Source organism: Nitrospira sp. (assembly GCA_029194535.1).
GTDB lineage: Bacteria > Nitrospirota > Nitrospiria > Nitrospirales > Nitrospiraceae > Nitrospira_C.
Window position 1 is genome coordinate 405,834 of sequence record JARFXR010000002.1, and the last position, 18,175, is coordinate 424,008.

At 59.5% G+C, this 18,175-nt stretch carries 16 protein-coding genes and 1 riboswitch; of the genes, 9 read left to right on the plus strand and 7 right to left on the minus strand.

The annotated features are described in order from the left end of the window. Window positions 1-105: 105 nt before the first annotated feature. On the plus strand, window positions 106-582 hold the full coding sequence (locus P0111_13390; protein MDF0645018.1) for a RusA family crossover junction endodeoxyribonuclease: 477 nt from the start codon (window positions 106-108) through the stop codon (window positions 580-582). Here P0111_13390 and P0111_13395 read toward each other — a convergent pair. From P0111_13395 to P0111_13410, 4 genes are all read right to left on the minus strand, one after another. Then, window positions 573-1,808 carry an ABC transporter permease gene (locus P0111_13395; GenBank protein ID MDF0645019.1) on the minus strand — a complete coding sequence of 412 codons (1,236 nt, stop codon included), beginning with the start codon at window positions 1,806-1,808 and terminating at the stop codon, window positions 573-575. The genes P0111_13390 and P0111_13395 overlap by 10 nt on opposite strands. A 1-nt stretch (window position 1,809) precedes the next feature. Next, a complete protein-coding gene (locus tag P0111_13400; GenBank protein MDF0645020.1) occupies window positions 1,810-2,520 on the minus strand; it encodes an ABC transporter ATP-binding protein in 711 nt (236 codons plus the stop codon). Window positions 2,521-2,576: 56 nt separating this feature from the next. Further along, a complete protein-coding gene (locus tag P0111_13405; protein MDF0645021.1) occupies window positions 2,577-3,830 on the minus strand; it encodes an efflux RND transporter periplasmic adaptor subunit in 1,254 nt (417 codons plus the stop codon). Between the two features lie 223 nt (window positions 3,831-4,053). Then, window positions 4,054-4,755, minus strand: a complete 702-nt coding sequence (locus tag P0111_13410; GenBank protein MDF0645022.1) for a helix-hairpin-helix domain-containing protein — start codon at window positions 4,753-4,755, stop codon at window positions 4,054-4,056. Between the two features lie 239 nt (window positions 4,756-4,994). On the opposite strand from P0111_13410, the gene P0111_13415 reads away from it, so the two are divergent. Together P0111_13415 and P0111_13420 are read left to right on the plus strand one after the other, a co-directional pair. After that, a complete protein-coding gene (locus tag P0111_13415; protein MDF0645023.1) occupies window positions 4,995-5,870 on the plus strand; it encodes an undecaprenyl-diphosphate phosphatase in 876 nt (291 codons plus the stop codon). A gap of 14 nt (window positions 5,871-5,884) precedes the next feature. Beyond that, window positions 5,885-6,142 carry a DUF2024 family protein gene (locus tag P0111_13420; protein ID MDF0645024.1) on the plus strand — a complete coding sequence of 86 codons (258 nt, stop codon included), beginning with the start codon at window positions 5,885-5,887 and terminating at the stop codon, window positions 6,140-6,142. A gap of 5 nt (window positions 6,143-6,147) precedes the next feature. Here the strand turns inward: P0111_13420 and lspA are convergent, their stop codons facing one another. Genes lspA through nadA form a run of 3 tightly spaced genes read right to left on the minus strand, consistent with a single transcriptional unit; the run spans window position 6,148 to window position 10,622 of the window. Then, window positions 6,148-6,681: a signal peptidase II gene (gene lspA, locus P0111_13425; protein ID MDF0645025.1), complete on the minus strand. Its 534-nt coding sequence runs from the start codon at window positions 6,679-6,681 to the stop codon at window positions 6,148-6,150. Then, entirely contained in the window at window positions 6,678-9,482 is a 2,805-nt protein-coding gene (gene ileS, locus P0111_13430; GenBank protein ID MDF0645026.1) for an isoleucine--tRNA ligase, read from the minus strand. Before ileS ends, lspA begins: the two co-directional genes overlap by 4 nt. Window positions 9,483-9,518: 36 nt before the next feature. Beyond that, on the minus strand, window positions 9,519-10,622 hold the full coding sequence (gene nadA, locus P0111_13435) for a quinolinate synthase NadA (protein ID MDF0645027.1): 1,104 nt from the start codon (window positions 10,620-10,622) through the stop codon (window positions 9,519-9,521). A gap of 346 nt (window positions 10,623-10,968) precedes the next feature. After that, a riboswitch (TPP riboswitch) is annotated at window positions 10,969-11,080 on the plus strand. Window positions 11,081-11,182: 102 nt separating this feature from the next. Between nadA and thiC the strand changes: the two genes are divergently transcribed. The 6 genes from thiC to P0111_13465 all read left to right on the plus strand — a co-directional run bounded on the left by thiC (window position 11,183) and on the right by P0111_13465 (window position 17,305). Beyond that, entirely contained in the window at window positions 11,183-13,072 is a 1,890-nt protein-coding gene (gene thiC / locus P0111_13440) for a phosphomethylpyrimidine synthase ThiC (GenBank protein ID MDF0645028.1), read from the plus strand. A 155-nt stretch (window positions 13,073-13,227) separates the two neighbouring features. Continuing rightward, window positions 13,228-14,028 (plus strand): sulfide-dependent adenosine diphosphate thiazole synthase, encoded by an 801-nt coding sequence (locus tag P0111_13445; protein ID MDF0645029.1) that lies wholly within the window; start codon window positions 13,228-13,230, stop codon window positions 14,026-14,028. 120 nt (window positions 14,029-14,148) lie between these two features. Continuing rightward, complete coding sequence (locus tag P0111_13450) at window positions 14,149-14,664, plus strand: tetratricopeptide repeat protein (GenBank protein MDF0645030.1); 516 nt, start codon at window positions 14,149-14,151, stop codon at window positions 14,662-14,664. A 46-nt stretch (window positions 14,665-14,710) separates the two neighbouring features. Continuing rightward, window positions 14,711-15,103: a histidine kinase gene (locus P0111_13455; protein ID MDF0645031.1), complete on the plus strand. Its 393-nt coding sequence runs from the start codon at window positions 14,711-14,713 to the stop codon at window positions 15,101-15,103. Between the two features lie 71 nt (window positions 15,104-15,174). Beyond that, window positions 15,175-16,269, plus strand: coding sequence for an aminomethyltransferase family protein (locus tag P0111_13460; protein MDF0645032.1), 1,095 nt, complete (start codon window positions 15,175-15,177; stop codon window positions 16,267-16,269). A 394-nt stretch (window positions 16,270-16,663) separates the two neighbouring features. Continuing rightward, window positions 16,664-17,305, plus strand: coding sequence for a hypothetical protein (locus P0111_13465; protein ID MDF0645033.1), 642 nt, complete (start codon window positions 16,664-16,666; stop codon window positions 17,303-17,305). Window positions 17,306-18,175: the final 870 nt, after the last annotated feature.

Below are 18,175 nucleotides of genomic sequence, written 5' to 3' on the forward strand. Positions count from 1 at the left end.
CTCCGCATGCCCATCGCCCGTCGCGCCACACCCCTCATCAGTTCTCGGCTCCCGGTTCGCGTGGTTTGCCGACGGCCGGCTACGAGACTCCTTGCAGGGACCCGCATGGCTCCATCCGCGAAACTGCGCTTCGGAGTGATCTCCGCGGCAGCGTGCCGCGAGGCCGACGGCGTGGCACTTGTGCTGCCTGTACCTCCCAGCGTGAACCATCAGTATGCCACCGTGCGTGGCCGTCGCCTCCTTTCCGCGGCAGGACGCACATACAAGGCCCAAGTCGGAGACCTTGTGCTGCTCATGCTCTCCAAGCGCTCCAACCGTGCGGCACTGCTGTCGCGGCTTCAATCGAATACGCTCGTTCTTTCGATACGGTTTTACTTTAGGTCGCCGTTACGTCGTGACGTCGACGGCGGGTTGAAAATCGCTCAAGACGCGCTGTGCGAGGGGCTCGGCATCAACGACAACCGTATCGTCGAAACTCATCTCTACAAAGACGTCGACAAGCTCAACCCGCGAATCGAGGTGTCGCTGACCGCCGCCGCACCGACCGGCAGCTCGCTCGATCCCGTCACAAGCTACTCGTAGCGCAACGCGTCGATCGGATTCAAACGCGCGGCCTTGACGGCAGGATAGAGGCCGAAAAACAATCCGATGACGAGCGAAAACACAAACGCGACCCCTATCACGGACCCGGACACGATGGTCGGCCATCCGGCGATCACCGTAGTCAATTTCGCCCCCGTCACCCCGAACACGATCCCCAGCGCGCCGCCGAGCAGGCTCAACGTCATGGCTTCGATCAAGAACTGCCCGACGATGTGGCGCCGTGTGGCGCCGACCGCCATGCGCACGCCGATTTCCCTGGTTCGTTCGGTCACCGAAACCAGTAGGATGTTCATGATGCCGATCCCTCCGACCAGAAGGGAAACGGACGCGATGGCGAACAACATCACCGTCAGCGTTTGGCTCGTCCCCTGTTGGACCTTTCCAATGTCCACCTGCGTGCGGATCGTGAAATCGTCGGCCTGTTCGCCCTGTATGCGATGGCGCATGCGGATGACTTCACGAATCTCTTCGACCGCCTCCGGAAGATCATCGACCCGCTCGGTGGACGCGAAGATTCCTCCCACCGAGCCCAGAAACAGCGTGCCGAACACCTTCCGCTCCGCCGTCGTGAACGGGATGAAGATCACATCGTCTTGATCCGAACCCTGGGCAGATTGTCCCTTCGACGCAAGCACGCCGATCACCCGAAACGGCACGTTCTTGATGCGGATGACGGCGCCGACCGGCTCCTCTCCCGGATCAAAGAGATTTTCCGCCACCGTCCGCCCGATCAGCGCCACCCGAGCCGCGCTGTCGAGGTCGGCCTGCGTAAACGGCCCGCCGCTGGTAAACGACCAGTCTCTGATGGTCAGATAGCTCGGGGACACGCCGTTGATGGAGCCGTTCCAATTCCGGTTGCCGTTGACGATCTGCATCACGTCCCGTTTGGCCCACGCCGTATCCGACAGCAACGGGATTTTCTTCTTGAGATCCAGGGCATCCGCCACCGTCAGGGTGACGGCACCCCCTTGGCTTCCCCTCACACCGCTAACCGTCGTAACCCCGGGCCAGATGATGATGACGTTCGTGCCCATCGTGGCGATCTGTCTCTGGACCGCACGCCGGGCTCCATCCCCGATGCTGACCATGGCGATGACCGCCCCCACTCCGATCACGATTCCCAGCATGGTCAAGGCCGTCCGCAGGCGATTTCGCCTCAGGACTCTCAGCGCCGTCAGAATCGTTAACCAGATGAATGCCGACATGCTAAAGCCCCATGATCGGCGCCTGCGTTCGCCTCGTTCGGTCACTCACGACCCGGCCGTCCGTCATGACGATCTCCCGAGACGCATGAGCCGCGATGTCCGGTTCATGGGTCACCACGACGACCGTCATGCCCTCGCGATTGAGCCCCTGCAGAATCGCCATGATCTCCTCGCTGGATTGGGTGTCGAGGTTGCCCGTCGGCTCATCGGCCAGCAGAAGGGCCGGTGACGTCACCAGCGCCCGCGCGATGGCGACCCGCTGCTGTTGGCCACCGGAGAGTTGAGTCGGAAAGTGGTGCTCCCGCCCGCTTAACCCGACCCGCCGAAGCGCTTCCGCAGCCTGTCGGCGCTGCTCCTTGAGCGGGAGTCCTCGATAAAACAACGGCAGCTGAGCGTTTTCCAGGGAACTGGTTCTCGGTATAAGATTGAAACTTTGGAAGACGAATCCGATCTGTCGGTTGCGGATCTCAGCCAACCGGTCCTGACGCAGGTGTGCGACTTCGGCGCCGTCGAACGCATAACTGCCGTTCGTCGGCTGATCGAGGCAACCCAGAATGTTCATGAGCGTGGACTTACCCGATCCGGACGAGCCCATGACGGCGACGAATTCGCCGCGCTCGATCGTGAGGTCCACGCCACGAAGCGCCTCGACCTGGACCTCGCCGACCCGGTACACCTTCCAGATGTCGCGGCAGGTGATCAGTGGAGTCATCGAGGGAGAGCTTAGGTTCAGGTTGAGACGCAGTGGAGGCTCGGCCTTGGGCTTGCCTACATGCCTCGTTCGCGAGACTGGCGACGCTGCGGAGGGCCGAACCCCGGCGGCAGATCGCTGACCTGCCGGTCTCCGCGGGGCTGCTCGATCCCGACGATCACTGCCTCCCCTTCGGCAAGGTCTCCTGAGATGAGTTCCGTCCACAGGCCGTCCGATATGCCGCCCTGGACCGGGACCGAGGCCAGCTCGCCGTTTTCACGCTCCTGCCAGATGAACCGGGAAGGCCTGCCCCCCGCACCTCCTGCGGCTGCGACTCGGCCGCCGCCGGTCACCGGACCGCTGGTCGCCAGTTCCGATTTCGGAGGCATGAACCGGAGCGCCGCGTTCGGGATCTTGAGCACATTTTCACGTTGAGCTACGACGATCGACACGTTCGCCGTCATCCCGGGTTTGAGCCGCAAATCCTTGTTGTCCACGCCGACCACGACGTTGTAGGTGACGACGTTCTGCACGTTGATCGGCGCGATGCGCACCTGCCTGATGGTGCCGGAAAAGGGAACGCTCGGATACGCATCGACGGTGAACGTCGCGTCTTTTCCTTCCGTGATGCCGCCGATATCCGACTCGCTCACGTTCGTGTCCACCTCCATCTGCGTCAGGTCGAGGGCGATCAAAAACAGGTTCGGCGTGGCGAAACTCGCGGCAACGGTCTGGCCGACTTCGACATTTCTGGCCACAACGACGCCGTTGACCGGTGATCGGATGACCGTGTACTTGAGATCCAGTTCCGCGGCATTGAGCGCGGCTTCTGCCTGCTTCACTTGCGCCGTTGCGACACTCACCTGGGCATCGGCTCCCTGCGCGTTCGTCAGCGCGACGTCCACATCGTTCTGCGACACGAATTGCTGGGCCAGCAACGATTTCGTCCGGTCCAACTCGCGGCGACGCTGCGCCTGCTCCGTCCTCGCTCGCGCGATGGTCGCTCTCGCCATTTCAAGATTGCTGGCGGCCTGATCCCGACGGGCTCGAAACGGTTCGGGATCGATCACCGCCACGATGTCCCCGGCCTTGACCACGGAATTGAAATCGGCGTGCAGGCTTTTGATCATGCCGGATACCTGTGTGCCGACTTGAACCGACACGACCGGGGCGATCGTTCCAGTAGCGGTGACCAGCGAGACGACCGTTCCTCGCTCAACCGACGCTGCACGGTACCGAATAGGCGGCTTGCGCTCACCGTTGAAGAACACATAGCCGCCGATGACCAGCCCGACGGCCAATACTGCGGCAATCAGAACAAGCCGGCGCATGACGAGAGCCGTTCCTCCCCAAGCTGTGCCGTGCCATTCTAGCAAGACGGACGAATGAGAATCATCCTCCGGCCTCAAAAGCAGGACAGGCCATCCATGTGCATGGATGGCCTGTCCGGGAATTGCCCTCTGTTGTTTGTGCCTCGCCTCGCGCTAAGCCTTTAAGAACCGCCGAGGTGAGGCGCCTGTTTGCGATTCACGCTTCACGAGATACGCTTCAGGTCTAGGGGCTGACGCTGATACGCTCCCTGATCGAATCGAAGGTTTCCTTCGGTACGACGTTCTTCGCGACTAACTCGCCCTTGACCTTGTAGGGACGATTCATGACGATTCGGTCGGCCATCTCCTTCGAAATGCCCAGCACCAGCACCATATCACCCGCCGACGCCTTATTGACGTTCATCAGCCCTGTCCCGGCCGACGGGATCGCAGCGGCGGATGGCGGCATCGGAGCCGGAACCATTGCCGGCGACGTGGCGGCAGAGGGTGCCAAGGAGCTGGTGACGCTCCGTTCCTTGAGCTCCTTCTGATAGCGTGCGACCAAGGACTTCAACGTTTCATTGTGCCGCTTGGCGTCCTCATATTCCGATTTCATAGCCCGATTCTGGGCGGTCAACTGCTTGACGCGGTCCTCGAGCTCCTTGGTCCGCGCTTCGATGCTTCCCCGTTCCTTGTCCCGGCTGTGCTGTATGCGCTCCAATTCGTCGTGGGCGGCCTGGGCTTCGTTGCCGAATTTGACGTTCAATTCCTTCAGCGTCTTGACCTGTTGCTCCAACGCGCTCTTCTGCGTTCGCATCGTGGCCAATTCAGTCTTAGCGGCATCGCCTTCGGCCACCGCCTCCTGGTACTTGCGGTCGCTGACGACACAGCCCATAATCGAGAACGCCCCCGCTGCGACAATCGCCGTCATCCACACTGACCTCATGCGAACCTCCCCTTGTCCTGATCGCCGTCCCTGCGCGGCGCGGCTGTAGGCTTCACCACCGCGTCTTTTCGCACCCCTCCACTGTGTATGCCAAGCCTCAGTCTTTGTCAACAAGTTTGACGCCCTGCCGCCGCCTTTGGATTTCCGATCATCGGTTTCTCGCGTCTGCTTGACGGGAGGCGGACACTTTGTGATTATGCAGAGACCTCTCGTCACAAACCTCACCAAAAGGAACGCCGATGAATGAATGGGGTCCCGCCCTGGCGGTGATTCTCGGTATTGTCGAAGGGCTCACGGAGTTTCTCCCGGTCTCCTCGACCGGCCATCTCATTCTCGTGGGGCATGCGCTGGGATTTACCGGCGACCTGGCGGCCAACGCGGAGATTTCCATCCAGTTGGGCGCCATCCTCGCCGTCGTGGCATACGAGCGTGAAAAACTCAAGCTGCTGGTCACGCGCGCGTTCGAGGAACAAGCCGATCTTCGGCAGCGGATGGTCGGTGGCATATCGGATCAAGCCCTGCGGATCTCAACGTCGATGACTACGCATCCGCATTTGTGGTTTCTTATCGGCCTGGGTGCCGCCTTCCTGCCGGCGGGCCTTGCCGGCTTTATCACGCACGGATGGATCAAGGCTAATTTGTTCAGCCCCCAAACGGTCGGCATCACGTCGATCCTGGGAGGACTGATCATTCTCGTCGTGGAGTCGCGCTCCAAGCCGGCAGCCGTTCACCAATTGGAGAAAGTCGGCCTGCGCGACGCCGTCTTCGTTGGATTGGCTCAGTGTGCCTCGCTCGTTCCCGGCATGTCGCGCTCGGGTTCGACGATCATCGGAGGTTTGCTCGTAGGCCTTGACCGTAAGGTCGCTACGGAGTACTCGTTTTTTCTGGCGCTCCCGACGTTGATCGTCGCGACCTGCTATCAGATCTGGAAATCACGAGGAGTCTTTCATCAAGAGGACTACGTCGCCTTGGCGATCGGGCTCGCCGTTTCTTTCCTGGTTGCCTGGATCGTGATCGCGGCCTTTCTCTCCTTCGTCAAGCACCATACGCTGCGCCCGTTTGCCTATTACAGAATCGTCATGGGACTCGTCGTCCTCTACATCTTTGGTCTGTAATCTGGGGAACCCCGATGACGGATACGGTCCACGTGTTCGACGCCAAAGTGCGCGGAAAGCAGGGCCCCCTCCATTTCGACGTCATGACGACCGACGAGTCGGCCGCACTCAGGCTGGCAAAGCGCTATCTGGAGGAATTGGGAGAGGGAGACGTCTCGGTGACGGTGAATGAGTGCCGGTTCTGCCACAGCGAGCCGCTGCTCATGTTTTCAACGGAACAGCAGCGCCAGTTTCACGAACAGGGCGGATTCATCGTCCCCCTTACGGAATAGGACGGCTAGGAGGACAGGGAGGTCGGAGGAGGATCAGGCGCGGGCAGCGGCGTCTCTTTTCGCTCGAACGCAAAATGCATGATCAAGCAGATAACCCCGATGCTGATGGCGGAATCGGCCACGTTGAACGCCGGCCAATGGTACATCTCGACATACACGTCCAGAAAGTCGATCACCTCGCCGAACCGTAGCCGATCGATCAAATTTCCGATCGCCCCTCCGAGAATCCCCGCGATGCTCACCTGTCCGATCCAATCTTTCTCGGGCAGCCGGGCCAGAATCGTCCCCAGCAGCCCCAACGCAAACAGGGACGTTACCCCGAAGAAGACCATGCGAAACGCGTTGCTGCTGCTGGCCAGCAAGCCGAACGCGGCCCCCGGATTTCGAATGTAGGTAATGCTGAACAGGTTGGGAATGACCACGATGGATTCGTGCAACCGCATGGACTGCATAATCCAATATTTCGTCACCTGATCGACCAGTACGATCACGAATCCGAGCAGACCCAGCCCTCCGTACCGGAGCGCGGTTGAGTTCACTGGACCGCCTCCACACAGCGGTCGCAGAGGGTGGGATGGCGCTCATCCTTTCCGACTGCCGCCCGGTAATTCCAGCAGCGCTCACATTTGCCGAAGGGCGACTTCGCCGCTGAAACGGACAGCCGACTGCCGGCCGCGCCGGCAACCAGCCTCACCTCGGACACGATGAAGAGCGTCGGGAGGTCTTGGACGTAGGTCGCGAGGAACGCGTAGTCCTCCTGATTGGCCTGTAGTTCCACCGTCGCCTCCAGGGAAGATCCGATGACTTTCTCCCGCCGGCTTCCTTCCAACACACTTTGGACCAGCTCCCGATAGCCCAACAGCCGCTCCCATCGTTGAGCAAGCCCGGCATCCTTCCACCGCGGCTCGGCTTCCGGAAACCGACTCATGTGGACGCTCTTCGTCTCCGGTTCCAAGGCCGAGTGCGCGTTGATCGTCCGCCAAATCTCCTCCGCCGTAAAACTGAGCACCGGCGCCATCAGCTTGGTCATCGTCAGAATGATTTCATAGAGGACGGTCTGCGATCCTCGTCGCAACGGCGAGTCCTTGCAAAACGTGTACAGCCGATCTTTCAGAATATCCAGATAGACGGCGCTCAAATCCACTGAGCAGAAGTTGTTCAACGCATGATAGATCGCGTGAAATTCAAACTCGTCATAGGCCGTGCGGACCTTTCCCTTCAGATCCTCGAGCCGCAACAGCGCCCATTGGTCGAGCTCGGGCAACCGCTCGTACGGCACTCGATCCTTCGAGGGATCGAAATCGTACAGATTGCTCAGCAGGAACCGACAGGTATTCCTGATTTTTCGATAGGCTTCGACCAATTGCGTCAGGATGGCCGGGGAAATGCGCACGTCGTCCTGATAATTCTGCGCAGACACCCACAAACGGAGGATTTCGGCGCCGTACTGCTTAATGATCTCGTGAGGCGCCACGCCGTTCCACGCGGACTTCGACATCTTCTTGCCCTGATCGTCGACGACGAATCCGTGGGTCAGAACGGCCTTGTAGGGGGCGCGCCGATCGGTGATCACCCCGGCGAGCAATGAGCTATGGAACCAGCCTCGATGCTGGTCCGAGCCTTCGAGATACAAGTCCGCCGGCCACCACCTGCGCGGCTTGAGAACGGCGGCATAGCTCACGCCCGATTCGAACCAGACGTCGAGAATGTCATGTTCCTTTTCAAATGTGCTCCCGCCGCACTGCCCACAGGTGGTACCGGGAGGCAGCAGCTCCGACGCCGACCGTTCGAACCAAATATCGGACCCTCCGGATTCCATCAACACGGCAAGGTATTCGATGAGAACCGGCTCGGCCATCACTCTGCGGCAGCCAACGCAGGTAAACCCCGGGATGGGCACGCCCCAGACCCGCTGGCGCGACAAACACCAGTCAGGTCGATTGGTGATCATGCCGGTGATCCGATCCTGGCCCCAGGGAGGAACCCATTGCACGCGATTGATTTCGGCCAGGGTCTCCTGACGCAAATCGTTCGTCTCCATGGACACGAACCACTGTTCCGTCGCCCGGAAGATGACCGGACTCTTGCATCGCCAGCAATGGGGATAGGAGTGGCTCAGCGAGCCATACCCCAGCAACTTCCCCGTCGCCTTGAGCCGTTCCACGATGCCGGGGTTGGCTTTGAAGACATGTTGCCCTGCAAAATCTCCCACCGCTTTGGTGAATCGTCCGGCGTCGTCGAGCGGGGCAAGGATCTCGAGCCGCTCGCCCGGCGACGCTTTGGCGTTGTACTCCTGGACCAGGATGTAGTCCTCAATGCCGTGTCCCGGCGCGATATGCACGCAACCGGTGCCTTGGTCGAGCGTGACGAAATCTCCCAAGAGGACGGGCGACAATCCTGTGGTCATCGGCCGTTGAGTCTCAAGCCCCTCGAACCCGTCTCCCCCCTTCTTCACGCCCAGAACGCGGGCCTCTTTCAATTCGCAGGCCTTGGCCACGCGCTCCACCAGCTTGTCTGCGATGATCAAGATCTCGTCGCCGACCCGCACGAACGCGTAGTCGATATCAGGGTGGAGGCAGACCGCCTGATTGGCCGGAAGCGTCCAGGGGGTGGTGGTCCAAATCACGATCGCGTACGACGCTCGATCGGCGGGAATACCGTCCGGTCGTCCGGGGAACGACTGAGGCGGATTGACGATCGGAAACTTGACGTAAATCGACGGCGAGGTGTGGTCTTCATATTCCACTTCCGCCTCGGCGAGTGCCGTCTGATCCTGCGTACACCAGAGCACCGGTTTCAGTCCCTTGTAGACCCCCCCCCGTTCCACGAACTTGCCGAACTCCCGCACGATCGTCGCCTCGTAGGCCGGGTTCATGGTGAGATACGGATGTTGCCAATCACCGAACGTGCCCAGGCGTTGAAATTCTTCGCGCTGAATGTCGCGGAACTTCTCGGCATATTCCCGACAGAGCCGGCGGATCGTCATTGCATCGAGTGTTTTCTTCTTTTCACCGAGATCTTTCAGCACCTGATGCTCGATCGGCAACCCATGGCAATCCCAGCCCGGGACATACGGCACGTGAAATCCTGCCATGGTTTTCGACTTGACGATGATGTCCTTGAGGATCTTGTTCAGGGCGTGGCCGATGTGGATACGGCCGTTGGCATAGGGAGGGCCGTCATGCAGCACATAACGGGGCCGACCTTCTCCGGCTTGCTGGATCTCCTCGTATAACCGCTCTTTTTCCCACCAAGCCAAGAGTTCGGGCTCCCGCTGCGGCAGATTCGCCTTCATGGGAAAATCGGTCTTGGGCAGATTGAGCGTTGCTTTGTAGTCCATGGAAATCTGGGCGTGGAGTGTTAACTGCTTGCGGGGTTAGCTAATGGCCATCATGCGATCGAGGGCGATTCGTGCCCACCGCTTGTCGTCTTCAGGAACCACGATATGGTTAACGACGTGGCCGTCGGCGAGATTCTCCATGGCCCAGCACAGATGCGCGCCGTCGATCCTGAACATCGTCGCGCACTGACAGACGGTGGACGACAGAAAGAAGACCTTCTTGTCGATCATGTCGCGCTTCAATCGGTTGACGAGATTGAGTTCGGTGCCCACCGCCCAGGTCGTGCCGGGAGGGGCCGCGGTGACCGTCTTGATGATGAATTCGGTGGATCCGGACACATCCGCCTTGTTGACCACGTCCTCGTGACACTCCGGATGAACGATCACCTTACCGTCCGGATACTGCTTCCTGAAATTGTCGATATGCACCGGTTGAAACATCTGATGGACGCTGCAATGTCCCTTCCAGAGAATCAGTTTCGCCCGCTTGATGGCCTCTCGGCTGTTGCCGCCGTTCGGCTGATAGGGATCCCACACGATCATCTGTTCGCGCGGCAGGCCCATCTTGTTCGCCGTATTCCGGCCCAAGTGCTCATCGGGGAAAAAGAGAATCTTTTCACGTCTCGCCCAGCACCATTCGATCACGGCTCTCGCGTTGGACGAAGTACAGGTGATGCCGCCGTGCTCGCCGCAAAAGGCCTTCAAGACCGCCGCGGAATTCACATAGACGGCCGGCATGACGGTTTCTTCGACCGGGAGCATGCGCCCTAAGGCTTCCCAACACTGGTCGACCTGCTCGATCGCCGCCATGTCCGCCATAGAACAGCCCGCCGCCAGGTCCGGCAGAATGACGGTTTGATTTGAACGGCTCAGAATGTCCGCCGTCTCGGCCATGAAATGCACGCCGCAAAAGACCACGTAGGGCCGCTCCGAACGCTCGGCTGCGAGCTTGGACAGCAGGAGCGAATCGCCACGAAAATCGGCATGTTCGATCACTTCGTCGCGCTGATAGTTATGGCCGAGGATCATGACCCGGTCGCCTAGCGTACGCTTCGCTTGCGCAGTTCGCCGGAACAGTTCCTCGCCCTCAAGGCCCTGATACTCGGTAATCGGCTTGGGTTTGGGTAATGTGGCCAGCATGTCCGAACTGTGCTCACCTATTCATATAAAGAACCCTGATTGTACGACACGCGTTCTCCCACAATCAATGAAACCGCCCCGGCGGCAGTGGGTCAGTTTGCCATCCAGACGCACTGAAGTCTGTCATTCCCGCGGAAGCGGGAATCCAGACAAGACCTTCTCTTCAGCAGTTAGCCGTGATCGAGGAGTGGATGCCCGCCTTCGCGGGCATGACGCAAGAGGAGACGGACCCACTACCGCCCGGCTTCCGACAGGCCTTGTATCACGCAGTCGGAGGATAAATGGATCCCGTCCTATGGGTCTAATAGCACGTTGACTTCCCACTCGGCACAGACTACGATTTGACGTTATAAGCTAGGGGTGCCAGAAGGCTGAGAGTCCGCCGGAAGATCTTGGACGGACGACCCTCACAACCTGACCTGGGTAATACCAGCGTAGGGAAGCGGAACAGCAAAAGACGCTGAGGTCTGAGCCGCTCCCTAATCTACCAGGGGCGGCTTTTTAGTTTGCAGTGAGGATTCGGACAATCGAGAGCGGTTTCAGACGAAAGGAATCTCCCCATGAGCAAGAACGGCTCCGACGACGGTCACGGCCCGAGAACGATTACGACAAATCCTTTTCCCGCATCGCAGAAGGTCTTCGTTTCCGGGACTCAGCCCGGCGTGCGGGTCCCGATGCGGGAAATCGCCTTATCTCCGACCAAGTCCTTGAAGGGCGAGGCGCCAACCCCCAACGAGCCCGTGACAGTCTACGACACCTCAGGTCCTTATACCGATCCGTCCGTCACGATCGACATTCGAGCCGGATTGGTCCCGGCCCGACAGGAATGGATTCGATCACGCGGCGATGTGGAACAGCTTCCGGACGTCACTTCGCAATATGGCAGGGCACGAGCCGCTGATCCGAAACTGGCAGACCAGCGCTTCGGACACATCCGCAAACCCCTGCGCGCCAAACCCGGTAAGAATGTGACTCAGCTCCACTATGCGCGCAAAGGCATCCTCACACCCGAGATGGAATTCATCGCGATCAGGGAGAATCAATCCCGGGAAGTCGCCCGCGAGTTGGCCTCGCGGAACGGCCAGGGGGGAGGCACGGCGCAGCACCCGGGCCAGGCCTGGGGCGCGAGCATTCCCAAGACCATTACGCCGGAGTTCGTGCGTGATGAAGTCGCCAGGGGACGGGCGATCATTCCCGCCAACATCAACCATCCCGAAACGGAGCCCATGATCATCGGCCGGAATTTCCTGGTCAAGATCAACTCGAACATCGGGAATTCCGCCGTCGCCTCCTCGATCGAAGAGGAAGTCGAAAAGATGATCTGGTCGATTCGATGGGGCGCCGATACGGTCATGGATCTCTCCACCGGGAAGAACATTCACGAGACGCGGGAGTGGATCATCCGCAACTCCCCGGTCCCGATCGGCACCGTGCCGATCTACCAGGCGCTTGAAAAGGTGGGCGGGAAGGCGGAAGACCTGACGTGGGACATCTATCGAGACACCCTCATCGAGCAAGCCGAGCAGGGCGTCGACTACTTTACGATCCATGCCGGCGTCCGGCTCGCCTATGTGCCCCTGACCGCCCGGCGGATGACCGGCATCGTATCGCGCGGCGGATCGATTCATGCCAAGTGGTGTCTCGCTCACCACGAGGAGAACTTTGCCTACCGGCACTTCGAGGAAATCTGCGAGATCATGAAGGCCTACGACGTCTCGTTCAGCCTGGGCGACGGACTGCGGCCCGGATCAATCGCCGATGCGAACGACGAAGCGCAGTTCGCCGAGCTCGAGACCTTGGGCGAACTCACGAAACTCGCCTGGAAGCATGACGTACAGGTGATGATCGAAGGACCAGGGCATGTGCCGATGCACCTGATCAAAGTCAATATGGAGAAACAGCTCCAGGCCTGTCACGAAGCGCCGTTTTATACGCTCGGCCCGCTCACGACCGACATCGCCCCCGGCTACGATCACATCACCTCCGGAATCGGCGCGGCCATGATCGGATGGTACGGATGCGCCATGCTCTGCTACGTCACCCCCAAGGAACATCTGGGCCTACCCGATCGCGAAGACGTGAAGGCCGGCGTCATCACCTACAAAATCGCGGCCCACGCCGCCGACCTCGCCAAGGGCCATCCGGGGGCGCAGATCCGGGACAACGCCCTGTCAAAAGCGCGGTTCGAATTCCGGTGGGAGGACCAGTTCCATCTGTCGCTCGATCCGGATACCGCGGAACAGTTCCACGACCAGACGCTTCCGGACAACGCGGCCAAGGTGTCTCACTTCTGCAGCATGTGCGGGCCGCATTTCTGCTCCATGAAGATCACTCAGGACGTGCGCGACTACGCCGCGAGCAAGCATGTCAGTGAACAGCAGGCGATTCAAATCGGCATGAAAGAAAAATCAGAGGAATTTCGAAAAACCGGATCTGAAATTTACCGGTAGCATGAGATCCGAATACGAATGCTCAAAACAGCCTTCCAACAAGGCCGCAGGGAGCGAGGGCCCCAAGACGTACTGTTGTTAGGTACGTTGAGGGGAACGAGCGACCGAGAACGCAGTTGGAGGCTGTTTTCAGCATTCGCTGAAGGGAGCGTACGATGGGTAAGCCGAAGCCGGCCCCGCTGAGAGAACGAGACATCACGAGACAGATCGCACGCGAGTACTACAAGGAATTCGATCAGCTCATCGAGAGCGACGTCATCATCGTCGGCGCCGGACCGTCCGGATTGATCTGCGCACACGACCTGGCCGACATGGGATTCAAGACGGTCATCGTCGAGCAGAACCTCGCGCTCGGCGGCGGGTTCTGGCACGGCGGGTACCTGATGAACAAGGCTACGATCTGTGCCCCGGCGCACAAGATACTCGCGGAGATCGGCGTGCCCTGCAAGAAGATCAAGGACTGCGACGGCATGTACATCGTGGATCCGCCTCACGCCACGGGTGCGCTGATCGCCGCGGCCTATCGCGGCGGCGCGAGAATCTTGAATCTTACCCGGGTCGTTGATCTGGTGCTCCGCCATGACGGGGCCTTGGAGGGAGTGGTCGTCAACAACACGACCGCCGAAATGGCCGGCCATGATCTCATCCACGTCGATCCGATCGCCTTGGAAAGCAAGGTCGTCGTCGATGCCACCGGCCACGATGCGGTCGTCGTCACCTTGTTGCATAAACGAAGCCTCTACACGGAGGTGCCGGGCAACGGTGCCATGTGGGTCGCCCGTTCGGAAGAGGACGTCATGGACCATACCGGCGAGGTCTATCCCAATTGTTTCGTCATCGGCCTGGCCGTCTCGGCCGTCCATGGCACCCCCCGCATGGGTCCGGCCTTCGGATCTATGTTACTATCCGGTCGGTACGGAGCGGAGTTGATCAAAAAGAAACTGAAGAATGAATGAAGGTCTCCAGCAAGGCCGCAGGGAGTGCGGATCGGAGGCGTACGTCTGAGAGTGTTGGGGAGTTCGTACGACTGAGAACGACGCTGGAGGCGTTTTTCAGAAGCTGCATCATCGCATCATATGGATGTTCAAGATTTTCTAGTACAAGGCGACGGCCGAGAAGAGGACAAACGGGAAGCCTGGGGTCTCTTCCAGCAGGCGTACGAGCGGCAGATGAAAGGCGAATTGGAAGAGGCCGTGTCGCTCTACCGACAATCCTTGTCCGCACATCCCACGGCGGAGGCGCACACGTTCCTGGGTTGGACCTACAGCTTCATGGGTCGGCTCGACGACGCCATCGACGAGTGCCACATGGCCATTGCGCGAGACCCGGAGTTCGGCAACCCCTACAACGACATCGGCGCCTATTTGATCGAGAAGGGTCAGTTCGAGGAGGCGATCCCCTGGTTTCAGAAGGCGATGCAGGCGAAACGCTACGAGAGCCCGGCTTTTCCTCACTTGAACCTTGGAAGAGTCTACGAGAAGAAAGGTCAGTGGACCGACGCAATCGAATCCTACAAGCAGGCCCTCCTTCTCAATCCGGACTACGTCTTAGCTAAGAAGTCGCTCGGACGACTGATCAGTTCATTGAATTGAAACCGCCCGCGCTTCGCACTCACGATTCGGCAATGAGCTATTCCAGATGACTCAGACCGACCATGCAACCGAGCCGACGATTCTGGTCGCGGTGACCGATATCTTCTTTTATACGAAGGTCCGCGATGCCCTGCGACCCAAAGGCTTTCGACTCGAACGTGCCCGCTCGCAGCAAGATATCGAGGGAATCTCATCGACCGGTTCGCCGGCCGCAGTCATTCTGAACATGAACGACGATGTCCTGAACGCGTTCCAAGCCCTCGAAACCTTGAAGGCCGCTGCTCGGACGAAGGTGGTCCCCATCCTGGCGTTTGCCAATCATGAAGAAGTCGATACCTGGAATCGCGCCAAGTCGATGGGCGTGACGAAGATCGTCTCACGAAACGAGTTCTCGGCTCGTACAAAAGATCTCGTTGAGGAAATACTGTCGAACGTTTGATGCTGAATTTTGAGCTGGTTTCAATTCAGCGGTAATCGTGCAACATTAAACATTCACGACCGGATATTTGTATGCTGAAACAATCCCGCCTGTACGATCACCATACCGGCCTCGGCGCGACCTTTGAGGAAGTTACCGGTTGGAGCGTGCCCGCGCACTACGGCGACCCTCTCGCGGAACACCGGGCGGTACGGGAATTCGTGGGGCTGACTGACCTGTCGCACCGCGGCAAACTTCGGGTGACCGGCGACGACCGGATCAAGTGGCTGCAGAGCGTCATCAGCAACGATATCCTGTCTCTCCAACAGGGTCAGGGGCGCTACTCGAGCTTCCTGTCCCACAAGGGGAAAATGCTCACCTACTTCCGTGTGTATATGCAGACCGACGCCGTCATGCTGGAGGACGTCGGCGAGATCGGTGAGACGACGTACAGCGCGCTGCGGAAATTTCTGCTCTACGGCACCAAGGCCAAGATGGAAAACTGCGCGGAGAGTTGGGGGCTGTTGCTCGTGAGCGGTCCAAAAGCCGCGTCGACGGTGAGGGCCGCCTTTGGAACGGACGTGGCGGATCTAAAGCCCGTGAACTTTGTCTCCTCGATGATCGGCGGACAGTCCGCGCTGATCGTACGGACGGAGGAAACGGGTGAAGAGGATTATGAGATTCTATTGCCCGCGGGCGGACTGATCACGGCCTGGGAGCGGTTGATGGAGGCCGGTCAGGCCTATGGGATCACGCCCATAGGCAGCCAGGCCCGTGAAGCGCTCCGCATCGAGGCAGGGATCCCGAAAGCCGGACCGGACTTGAACGATGAGATAGTCCCGCCCGAGGCGAACCTCGAAGGCAAAGCCTTCAGTCTCACCAAAGGATGCTACCCCGGCCAGGAAGTCGTCGCCCGCATGGACACCTACGGCAACGTCCGTCGCCATTTGGTCGGCCTGGTCGTCAAGGGTTCTGTGGTCCCGCCGCAGGGAGCCAAGCTCTTCAGCGGCGATCGCGAAGTGGGCTGGATCAGCAGCGCGACGCGATCCTCGCAGATCAAGGCCGTCATTGCGCTCGGATTTCCGCTTCGGGATTTCAGCACAGCCGACACCGTGCTCTCGGTCGAGATCGGCGGAACCCGCCTCGAGGCCACCGTTACCAGCCTCCCGTTCTACACAAAGGGATAACCGTCCAACTGCGCAGCACAATCTCTTCCTGTTCCTTAGCGCACGCCTGTGGCCGGTTGGCCGGATATCCTGTGGGCTGATCACCGGATAGAAGGCAGGATTCGCAGCGTATCCAGCGGAGGTGCCAAACAGGTTCTGGCCCGGTTGTTCCGACACTCCTTTTAGTACCTTCCCGGATTCGAAGCTATACGCTTACCCCCGTTCCGGAGACCTCACCGGATCCGGCCAGGCATTGTGGCAATCCAGCCTTGACAGAACTCCTGAACACTTTGATACTTGCGGCGTTTGCGACAGCAACTGCGTCGAGCAGGATCGTGCTATACCACCGCCAATCGATTCAGGGGCCAAGCGGTTCACGGTCTAGTTATGCATCTCACACCCGGAAGGTCGAGCTATGAATGAGCTGAACGTGTTCGTCAGCGTCGGAGGGACCGCCACGGAGAAGCAGGAGACGTTTGTCCGGGCGGTGGAAGACCGGCTTCGGAGTGAAGGCTTGGTTCCGCATACGGTCGGCAGGAATACATTCAGTGCTGATGCGCCACTGAGGACTGTTACCGAGTTGTTGGACAGGTGTTCTGGAACCGTGGTCATCGCCCTCGAGCGTACGTACTTTGCCGCAGGAATTGAGAAGCGTGGTGGTGCGAAAGAGAGCGCCCTCACTGAGGTTAAGCTGCCCACACCATGGAATCATATCGAGGCTGCGATGTCCTACGCCCGCGGCCTCCCGCTCATGGTCATCGTCGAAGCTGGTCTGAAGAGCGAAGGACTGCTTGAGCGCGGTTATGACTGGTATGTGCAGTGGGTGACCCTCGAACCTACGTCGTTGACTTCCAACGAGTTCAACGGGGTTCTTGCCAGCTGGAAGCAGAAGATGTTGGGCGCGCCGAAGAAGGCAGTGTCGTCCAAGGCAGCGGCCGACATGACGGTTGCAGAACTGCTGGGCGGCTTGAAGCCCGTCCAACTGTGGTCCGTCCTCGGTGCGCTGGCAGCATTAGTCGCGGGCGCATTCGCTCTGGGTGGAAAACTATTTGGGTAATTCATTTTTGATGAACCGTCGCCTTCGGGAATCGAGATCTGGCATTCCGAATCGGGAGATGTCGCGAGAAAAGCAGTGACCGAAATTGATACGCCTGGGCTATTGACGGAAAGAAACTTGATTCTGAGTAAAATTCGCTGCTACCGGCTCACCAGTGGAGCCATGGTAGTATTCCTTGCACCGAACCTGCGCATTAAGCCACTCAGGCCGGTGAATTCAGACGTTATGCGGCACACATACGAGGAGGTGTCTTATCCGGTCCACCACCGAGGAACGCATAACACTTATTGCAGCTGTTATCGCAGCCGCCGCGAGCATTACGTCAGCTGCTCTGACTAGCGGGACGGACCGCTCAGTCGCATAGTTCACCGCGGTAGCTGCGGTTGAACGGGAAAGGGAGAGCTTCCGCCGCACACAGATTGATAGGCTCGTCAGCTCAGCTCTGGAGGCTGCTGTTCACCTGCACACGCAGTATGACGCTTCCCATAACGTTGCGTGGATCGCCGCTAATCCGGAACCGCCACTTGCCTCCCAAGCGTTTCAAAGCATCGAACAGATCCGGTTCGCCCTAGCGAGCTTGGTGGCCATGGGCGTAGTCCCTAAAGAGAAGTTAGATAGCGCCGATCGCTTGCTTTCGTCCCTCCGACTGGACTGGCATACGTTCTCCTCCACCCGCGCCGCGTACCGCGATGCGCTGAGGGCCGGGACAATAAAGATGTCAGGCCAAGCATCAGAAAAGGCCCGCGCGATCGACGAGCGCTACTCGGAAAGTGCCAAGAAGTACGAGGGTCATTTGAGATCGTTGCGCGAACTTACCACGAGCATTAATGGTGCGATAGGGGGCTCTACTGCCGCCCAACTCAGCACTGG